The 8,838-nt window shown below is 32.2% G+C and carries 8 protein-coding genes; 5 read left to right on the top strand and 3 right to left on the bottom strand.

What is annotated here, in order from left to right; all coding sequences use genetic code 11:
- Positions 1–37 precede the first annotated feature (37 nt).
- Positions 38–391, top strand: a complete 354-nt coding sequence (locus N2712_06490) for a hypothetical protein (protein ID MCX8029626.1) — start codon at positions 38–40, stop codon at positions 389–391.
- Positions 392–787: 396 nt separating this feature from the next.
- Here N2712_06490 and N2712_06485 read toward each other — a convergent pair whose 3' ends face one another.
- Positions 788–2,263 (bottom strand): hypothetical protein, encoded by a 1,476-nt coding sequence (locus tag N2712_06485; protein ID MCX8029625.1) that lies wholly within the window; start codon positions 2,261–2,263, stop codon positions 788–790.
- Positions 2,264–2,265: 2 nt separating this feature from the next.
- Positions 2,266–3,051, bottom strand: coding sequence for a T9SS type A sorting domain-containing protein (locus N2712_06480; protein MCX8029624.1), 786 nt, complete (start codon positions 3,049–3,051; stop codon positions 2,266–2,268).
- A gap of 175 nt (positions 3,052–3,226) precedes the next feature.
- Between N2712_06480 and N2712_06475 the strand changes: the two genes are divergently transcribed.
- Positions 3,227–4,252, top strand: coding sequence for a rod shape-determining protein (locus N2712_06475; GenBank protein MCX8029623.1), 1,026 nt, complete (start codon positions 3,227–3,229; stop codon positions 4,250–4,252).
- Between the two features lie 5 nt (positions 4,253–4,257).
- Positions 4,258–5,100: a rod shape-determining protein MreC gene (locus tag N2712_06470; GenBank protein MCX8029622.1), complete on the top strand. Its 843-nt coding sequence runs from the start codon at positions 4,258–4,260 to the stop codon at positions 5,098–5,100.
- Here N2712_06470 and N2712_06465 read toward each other — a convergent pair whose 3' ends face one another.
- Complete coding sequence (locus tag N2712_06465) at positions 5,101–5,439, bottom strand: rod-binding protein (protein ID MCX8029621.1); 339 nt, start codon at positions 5,437–5,439, stop codon at positions 5,101–5,103.
- 278 nt (positions 5,440–5,717) lie between these two features.
- On the opposite strand from N2712_06465, the gene N2712_06460 reads away from it, so the two are divergent.
- Both N2712_06460 and N2712_06455 read left to right on the top strand, forming a co-directional pair.
- Entirely contained in the window at positions 5,718–5,843 is a 126-nt protein-coding gene (locus N2712_06460; protein MCX8029620.1) for a hypothetical protein, read from the top strand.
- 9 nt (positions 5,844–5,852) lie between these two features.
- Positions 5,853–8,819: a tetratricopeptide repeat protein gene (locus N2712_06455; protein ID MCX8029619.1), complete on the top strand. Its 2,967-nt coding sequence runs from the start codon at positions 5,853–5,855 to the stop codon at positions 8,817–8,819.
- Positions 8,820–8,838: the final 19 nt, after the last annotated feature.

Below are 8,838 nucleotides of genomic sequence, written 5' to 3'. Positions count from 1 at the left end.
GTGGATAGCTATTCTCTTATTGGTTTTTGGCTGGGGAGTGGGCTTAGGGCTTACTGCTGGTGCTCAAGCTCCTGATAATCTTTCGGTGATTTTGGTTTATAAGGGTGAGACTGCAGGCACAGGACCAGGTATAGCTTCGTTGAAGCTTAAGGTTAACGAAGAGGCGATTTTGACTTGTAAGGGTATGAGTGAGGACGGGAAAGAGGTTCTTATAGCGCCTACGTGGAAGGCAGATAAAGAGGTAGTGCTGACTCCAGTTGAGGGTAAGGGTAGGTCGATTAAGGCTAAACTTGTTAAGGCTCCGTCTGGTGTAGCGTTTATAACCGTTACTGTAATTACTGATGGTGGTAAGAAGGTTGTGAAAGAGATACCAGTTGAGGTGAGTAAGTAAGCGCTTATATTCACTTGACTTATGCGGAGGAATGGCCTGTCTAGCTTTTTCGGCAGGTTTGCTGTACACGGTTTCAATAGATTCCAAAGTTTGAGAGTTATTCGGGTATAGCTAATACTTTTAGTGTCTATCAAGTGTTGCTTTAGCAAATAACTACAAGTCTGTTTTCATATGTTTTTCATATGTTCTCTAGATACCTGCTAAGGTATTTTCGCAATTTTCTCGTCCTCTTGTAAAAGAAAAGAGAAAGAAAACAGAGAACCAAGAGGTGTAATATACTAAAAATATCCATTTCCATAACCTTAACTATTTTATGAAGCATCTCTCAAAAAATTTTAGACTTTATTGTCTACTTTTCAGAAACTTTAGGTTTTGATACGAGATGAAGTTCAAGTGTTACTTTATGAGCCTTTCTAGTGTCATTGCAATTGCTAAGATAATAAACAGTATTGTAGGTAGATTATTATTCCTTTTATTTTCGTAGGAGTTGGTGTTAATTATTTCTGATATCTCTTTGTTTGGAATTTCTAGGATATAGAATATTTCGTTGCTTTTTATTATGTTTGAACTTTGTAGTGATGAAACAAATTTTACTTTTGTATCGATAAGTAAGAGTTCGATTGCTTCCTTAATAAACCAAGCTACATCTGGATTGTCGTAGTTTAGTGTTCCTAAGATAATTAGGTTATTTCTTTTTTCATCATACATAGCGATAGGTTTGATGTGTCCGTAGAGTGTTATATCATTTGGGATGTTTAGATTCGTGAAGGTGTTTATTGGTGTTGTTGAAAAGTAAGGTATAGGTTTAGTTTGGTTTTTGCCTTTCTTCGTCGATAAAATATTTTGGTTTCTTACTATTATTTTGATTGTGTTCTCTGATGGTATAAAAATCGTATTTCTAGTTGTATCGCTGTTGAATATATTTCTTGAAGATAGTGTTATTTCAGAGAAACCTGTTTCTATTCCTAAAGATAGTAGGATGTTTTGAATTTTATTATCTTCTGTAGCAGTGTTTAAAGTATTGTTAAGTAAGTAGATTGGTTGTATAAATTCATTTGTTTTTTTATCTTTTATTAGTATACCTTTTAAAAATGAAAATCCATAATTACCTTTGATTGTAATTTCTCCAACCTTTCTGCCATTTACAACAGAAGAAAACAGTGTTTTCCTTTCTTTACCTATTAGTAGTATCTCTGATAGACATTCTTCACTAGTTTCTATTTCAAACTTTATTTCTATGTTGTTTCCAAATCTCTTCCATATAGAAAATTCGATTTTACCGTTAGGGAAGGAGTATGGAAATTTAATTATTCTGAATTCTTTTATGTTAGCCTCTTGAAGTTTATCTATAAACTCCTTCTGTCCGTCAGTTAGAACTATTACCTCTTTATTCTTGGATAAATCTTGTATCTCTTTTAATAATTCTGCAGTGAAATCGCCTACTGAAGGTAAGTAGGATTTCAATTTATCAATAACTTCTTTTTTGCTTCCAAATATAACGTTTCCTGATGGATCATAGATGTATATTGGACTATTTGCAGATGGTACGATTTCTTTAATGTAGTTTATGTATAGTGAAAAGTTATTTTTTGAGCTTAGTGTTGTATCAATTATAAATATAGTGCCGTTTGATTTTTTTGTTGGTAATATAGGTTGTGAAAATATTAATACTATGAGAATTATTATCAGTACTCTTAGTGCTGTTTTGATGAACTGAATATTTATGCTAAAACCTTTTGATTTTGAGTCTTCTTCAATGATTTTCAAGGTGGGTAGTATGAAAGTTTTTCTGGTTACCAATTTGTATATGTGTATTAATATAGGTAGTACTGAGAGTAGTAGTCCCCACAGAAAAGGATTTATAAATTCCATATTCACCTTATTATGTTAAACTTGAAAGAGGATTGATTATTGTCTGCTTTTAGTAATACTATGTATTTACCTGATGGCACATCTTTTCCAGTATCATCTTTTAAATCCCATTCGACTATGTGTACTCCACTTTCTAGGTTGTTATTTCTGTAGATGGTTTTGATTATATTTCCTATGCTGTCAAAGATAACAACTGATACAGTAGATAGTTTTGGAAGCTTGAAAGAAAACTTCATTCTATTGTTGGAGTTTACTAGTACAGGGTTTGGATATGCTTTTATTTGGTAGTCTTCTACATAATTTTCTATTGCAACTTCTTTGACTAGTGATATTAGTAATATTTTCCCTCCTATCGGTGATGTAGTTAACGATGTGAATATGAAGTATATATTATCAAGATCTTTGGGTAGTATTTTTTTTAGATCTATGAAGTAGCTTCCTTGAGATGATGTTAAATATATAGTCTCTAATATTGTTCTAGATTTTCCATTCATTATATGTACTTCAACTGTGGTAGAAGGAGTTAAAAGTGTACTTATGAATAATGTAGAAAAATTTTCCATTTTGGATTTATCTATTGTTATGTTTGTGATCTTAAAAGATGATGTACCACCGTTGAGTAGTATTGAATTATTTGGTGGTTGTAATATTGATGCATTTACAATATCATAGATTAAATTTGTAGTTGCTGGAGAAAAATCAATGTTGAGTACGTTATTAGTCATTTTGAAGGGATATCCTTGGTTTAGTACCAGCAAAAATATTACTACTATAAAAATAACTTTCATACTACCAATATTATACTAAAATTTTCGTATAATTTGAAAAACATTGCAAATTTCAGAAAAATATGTTTTTTCTATTCTAAAAACTTTGATAAACATTTTTGAGATGTTTTAGTAGGTTAATTTTGTAAGAAATGCTAGGTTATGTTTATAATGAATTCTGTTAAGAGGATAGGATATGGCTATTTTGGGGAGAGTTTTGGATGCTTTTACAAATGAAGTTGGGGTTGATTTAGGAACTGCTAATACTCTTATATATGTTAAGGGGAAGGGTATAGTGCTTTCGGAGCCTTCTGTTGTTTCTATAGAGACAAAGACGGGTAATGTGATAGCGGTAGGGTATGAAGCTAAGAGAATGCTTGAAAGAACACCAGGAGAAATAATGGCTATAAGACCTATGAAAGATGGAGTTATCGCTGATTTTGAAGCTGTTGGCAAGATGTTAAAGTACTTTTTGCTTAAAGCTCAAGATAAAAAACTCATAAAACCAACTGTAGTAATTGGAGTTCCTTCTGGTGTTACAGAAGTTGAAAGAAGGGCTGTAAGAGAGGCAGCAGAACTTGCTGGAGCAGCAAAAATATATTTGGTTGAACAATCTCTTGCTGCAGCTATAGGTGCAGAATTACCTATTAGTGAACCGTATGGACATATGGTAATCGATATTGGTGGTGGTACTACTGAAATAGCAGTTATATCCTTAGGTGGAATAGTTGTTTCAAAATCAATTAAGGTAGGTGGCGATAAGTTTGATGAAGCTATAGTCCATTACCTTAAGAAAAACCATAATCTGCTTATTGGTGAAACAATTGCTGAAGAGATAAAAAAAACCATAGGAAGTGCATCTCCTCTTCAAGAAGTTTTGACTATGGAAGTTAAAGGAAGGGATACAATTACAGGATTGCCAAAAACTATAAAGGTTGATAGTACTGAGATAAGAGAAGCACTGCAGCCACCACTTCAAGAAATACTTGATGCTGTAAAACAGGTTCTTGATGAAACACCTGCAGCGTTATCGGCAGACTTGGTCGATAGAGGTATAGTATTGACAGGTGGTGGAGCATTACTCAAAGGTATGGATAAATTTTTCCAACATCATATGAAGATACCTGTGATTGTAGCGAGTAATCCTATGGCTTGTGTTGCAATAGGTACAGGTAAGTATCTCGAGTTCTTGAGAAAGAACAAGATAGGACAAATAGTATAAAGTTTATGGTAGATGTAAAAACATCAAAAACTGTTTCTCCATTTTTGGTTTATATTATCGTATTATCAATATCAATTGTTTTCTTAATATTTACGTCAATTACTCAATATGTTAATATGTCCATAAAGTTTGTAGGTAATACTCTTCTTACACCGTTTATATTTATTTCTAAGGTTGCATCACAGTCTATTTCGTTTCTAGGCTCTTCTTGGGAAAACTTTACTAAAAGTCAAGATAAGATAGCGAGGCTTGAGAGAGAAAATGAGGAATTGAGAAAGAAATCTGCTCTAGTTGATTACTATGAAACTGAAAACAAGAAATTATCGATAATGCTAAATGTCGTTCAATCTTTGACTTACAAAGTTGAAGTAGCTAATGTAATATCTTCCGGTTTTGATTCAGCAGAAGAAACGATAATAGTTGATAAAGGAATAGTTAATGGTATAGTCAAGAATATGCCGGTTATTGCGTACTTTGGGGGTAACATAGCACTAGTAGGTATAGTTAGAGAAGTTTATTTGACCTCAAGTGTAATTGAGACTATATATTCACCCAATATCAATGTAGGTGTTATGCTTGAATCATCTCAGGAAGTTGGAATTTTGTATGGAAACGGTAAATTAAATGGTACAGCTACTGTGAAATTTATACCTGACAATGTAAGTGTTAGGATAGGAACAGAAAAAGTTTATACTTTCTCAAAGAGTTTAAACTATCCTGGTGGATTACTAATAGGTACTGTAATATTGTCGAAGAGAAGAGAAAGAAGTAGCTTTCAGGAGTTAGTGGTTAAACCTGCTATCGATACTAAGAATATATCGTCTGTTATGATAGTAAAATCTAGATAATTACAGGTTGCTTTTATAGAGTTCTTGTATTTTTTCTGCTATACCTAGGTTTGTATTTTTAGATATGAGTTTTGAGTATTCCCAATAAAGTAAGTCTCTAAATATGTCTTCTCTGAAGCCTTTTAGGAATCCTGTTTCGTTGATACTTTTCCGCATCTCCTTAAGCATTATGTTTACAAATATAGCCTCAAACTCTTCTGAAACTTCTTTCAGTTTTTCTTGGTTTTTGGAGTTGGCTATTTCCCTTTCTAAGGCTTTAGCGTCATCTAATGGTTTGTTGTTTATTACTTCACTACTTTGTAGCTCTACCTTTCTCGATAGATTAACTAAGCTGTACATACAAATATAATCGGAATTATAAAAGAAATTTGAGTTTATTGTTGGCCATTACGTTTGTTTATTGGCTATGAAATTAGATGGTAAACATAAGAAGTTAAGTATTTTGTGTGATTTATAGAGTGTTTTGGTGTATGATTATCCTATAAGAACTTGTTGTCTTTTACATAGATTTAGTTTAGGATTGTTTTATTTTCTACAGAGCTAAAGAACTTTAAGGAGTATTTAAAAAGAGTTTGAAATTATGGTATGTACTTTGTTAAATTTATGTGTGATTTAAAATGCCATTCCTTGATAAAATGGATGGAAATAATCTTTTAGACTTTTCAGTGGATTGTGATGATTTATTTGGTTTTGTAAAGGTTGATGGTTTATTTAAATTTTATTTGTTGAAAGATATTGGATAAGAGGTGACTATGAGTAATGGTATTGCTAAGTTATTGTTTTTTGTAATAGTTTTGTTGACTTTAGTTTCAGTTTCATATTCAAACGATGAGAATCTTTACAGAGTTGGTATTGGGGCTTTTAAAGATGAGCTTTATATGGTATCTGAGTCGCAATTTAAAGTTATTGTAGAGCAGTATCCTAATAGTAGATACTTTCAGGATGCCCTTTATTACTTACTTCTGTCTCAATACTTTCAGAAGAAATATAATGATGCTTTGAAGACTATTTCCCTTATAGAAGGGAAGTATAGGTATATTAAGTTTTTTCCTAAGGTTGTGTATGTAAAAGGTCGAATTCTATTCGATATAGGTGACTATAGAAGTGCTATAAGGACGTTTGAGAATTATTTAAGAAATTATCCTGTTGATGAAGATGCACCATTTTCTGCTTATTATATGGGTTTATCTTACAGTCTGATTACTAATAACCAGAGAGCTGTTGAAATACTAATAGATGCAGAGAAAACTTATTCGAATGCTCCTATAATTGAGGACATAAAGTATAGAATAGCCAAAATATATTTTGATGATGGTAACCTTGATAATGCTTATGTTAGATTTAAGGATTTTGAAAGGTTATTTCCTAATTCAAAGTACATCTCTGATGTTTTTTACACAATAGGTAAGATATTATTCCAAAAAGGTAATACAACTCAAGTTCAAACTAACTTACTTTACGATGCTTCGTTATATTTCTCACGTAGTGCTGAGTTTCAGTCTTATTTGAGGCCATATGCTATGTTTAATTCTGGAGTTTCATCAATGATTATAGGACAATATCAGAACTCAATACTATCGTTTACTAAGCTTATAGATGAGTTTTCTGTAAGTTCTGATCCTGCTATCAGAGATATTGTAAATGAAGCAACATACAACGTGGCTAAAATATATTATACTTTGGGTGATATAGATAATGCTGTTAGGTACTTTAGAATGTCGATATCTCAGGGAGGTAAGTATTCAACTAAAAGTGTTATAGAGTTGTCAGACTTACTTTATTCTCAAGGTAAATTAGAAGATAGCGTTTCGATTCTATCTCAATATACAAACAACTTTGATGTACTGCTAAAATATGCTGTAACACTTCAAACGAGAGATCCTGAGACATCAGAGCAGATATTGTTATCTATGGTTACGAATCAAACTATTTCTAGCGATGTAAAGAATGATGCTGTAGTTGAACTTTTGAGGTTACTTATAAGGAGGGGGAAGTACGATTTTATTGTTTTGAATTTCAAGTTACTTCTAGATAATTCAAGTGATGAGTATACTACAAGTTTTGTTTATTTTGCTTTGGGTGAGGCTCACTTGAACGCGGGAAATTATAAGTTTGCAATATCTTCTTATTCACAGGTTTCTGATAAAACTCTTAAAGAGGATGCTATAGAAGGAATAGCATATTCACATTTTCTATCTGAAAACTATACGTTGGCTATAAAGTTCTACAATGATCTTATATCAAACTACAACTCTGATAAGTATAGGGATAGGGCAAACTATCTGATAGGGGTTTCATATGAGAGACTTAAGAGGAATGATGAAGCGCGTAGGTATTACGATATACTTATAAGTACAGGCAAAGATAAGAAATATATACTTTCAGGAGTTATAAATCTTGGGTGGATTTATGTTAGGGATAAGAAGTTTGATGATGCTATATCTTTAGTTTCAAACTATATAGGCACAACAACAGAAATAGGAATTTATGAACATTTGAGTGAAGTTTTAGCTTGGGCTTATGATGGTAAGGGAGATTATTCTAAGGCAGTTGATACCTTGAGAAGATTAGTACTTATGAAAGATATACCTGATTTGCAGAAAGTGAGATACTATAATTACATTTCTTTATTTTATGAGAAGTCAGGGAATTTGAAATTGGCTCTCGAAACAGTAGAAAAAGAGTTACTAACTCTAACGCAAATAAGAGGATTGACAAATCATACGGTAGAGGCAATAGGTAGAATAATCGATTTGACTATTAAGCTAAAAGATGACAATAAGACTTTAAGGTATATTTCTGAGCTGAAGAAGAATTATACAAACGTTTCAAAGTCTTATGAGTACATATACAGATATGCAGAGTATTTGTATAGTGTTGAGAAGTACAAAGAAGCGGGAGATGAGTTTGTTTTTATATTTAGAAATTCTGATGACAGGGTACTTGTTGATGAAGCATACTTTTGGGGTGGATGGGCATATTTCAATGCTAAAAGAACTGATGATGCTTTGAATATATTCAATCAATTTGTTAATAACTCAAGTAGCAGTAGAGTTCCAAGTGTACTTCTTACTCTTGGAGACATAATGGTAAATCAGAGAAGATTTCAAGAAGCTAGAAACTATTATCAAAGGATAGTTAATCAATATCGTAACTCTCCTGAATATAACGAAGCAGTTATAAGACTTTCTAGGATAGCATCAATTCAAAGAGATGATAAAGCTACATCTCAGCAACCTTCGCAACCAAGACAGCCTTCTCAGCAACTTCAACAACAAAGACAAGAAAAAAGTATTGATGAGATTATATCTTCACTTGAAAGTATCTCAAAATCTAAAGATAAAGATGCTGCATCAAGAGCAAAATTTGAACTTGCTATGATTTATAAGTCTCAAAGAGATTACCAAAAAGCAATAAATCTTTTACAAGAGATAACTGAACAAGTATATAATGAAACATCTGCTATGGCACAATTTGAAATTGGAGAGATTTTGAGAATAAACGGAGACTATAGTAGAGCTTGGAAAGAGTATGTAAAGGTTATATACATATATAAGGATTTTAAAGATATAGTTGTTAAGGCTATGTATTATACAATTTTCTGCTATGTTCAGATAAAGGAATACGATCAAGCAAGAAAGATGTATGACAAGATGGTTAGGGATTTCTACAAAAATCCTTGGACTGAAAAGGCTAAAGAACTGTTGGACAAGATATAGTATGTTTTTTGTATAGTTG

The organism is Brevinematales bacterium (assembly GCA_026415355.1).
Classification (GTDB): Bacteria; Spirochaetota; Brevinematia; order DTOW01; family DTOW01; genus SKYB106.
Note: the sequence above shows the minus strand (reverse complement) of the source record. Positions and strands in the feature narration are given on the sequence as shown.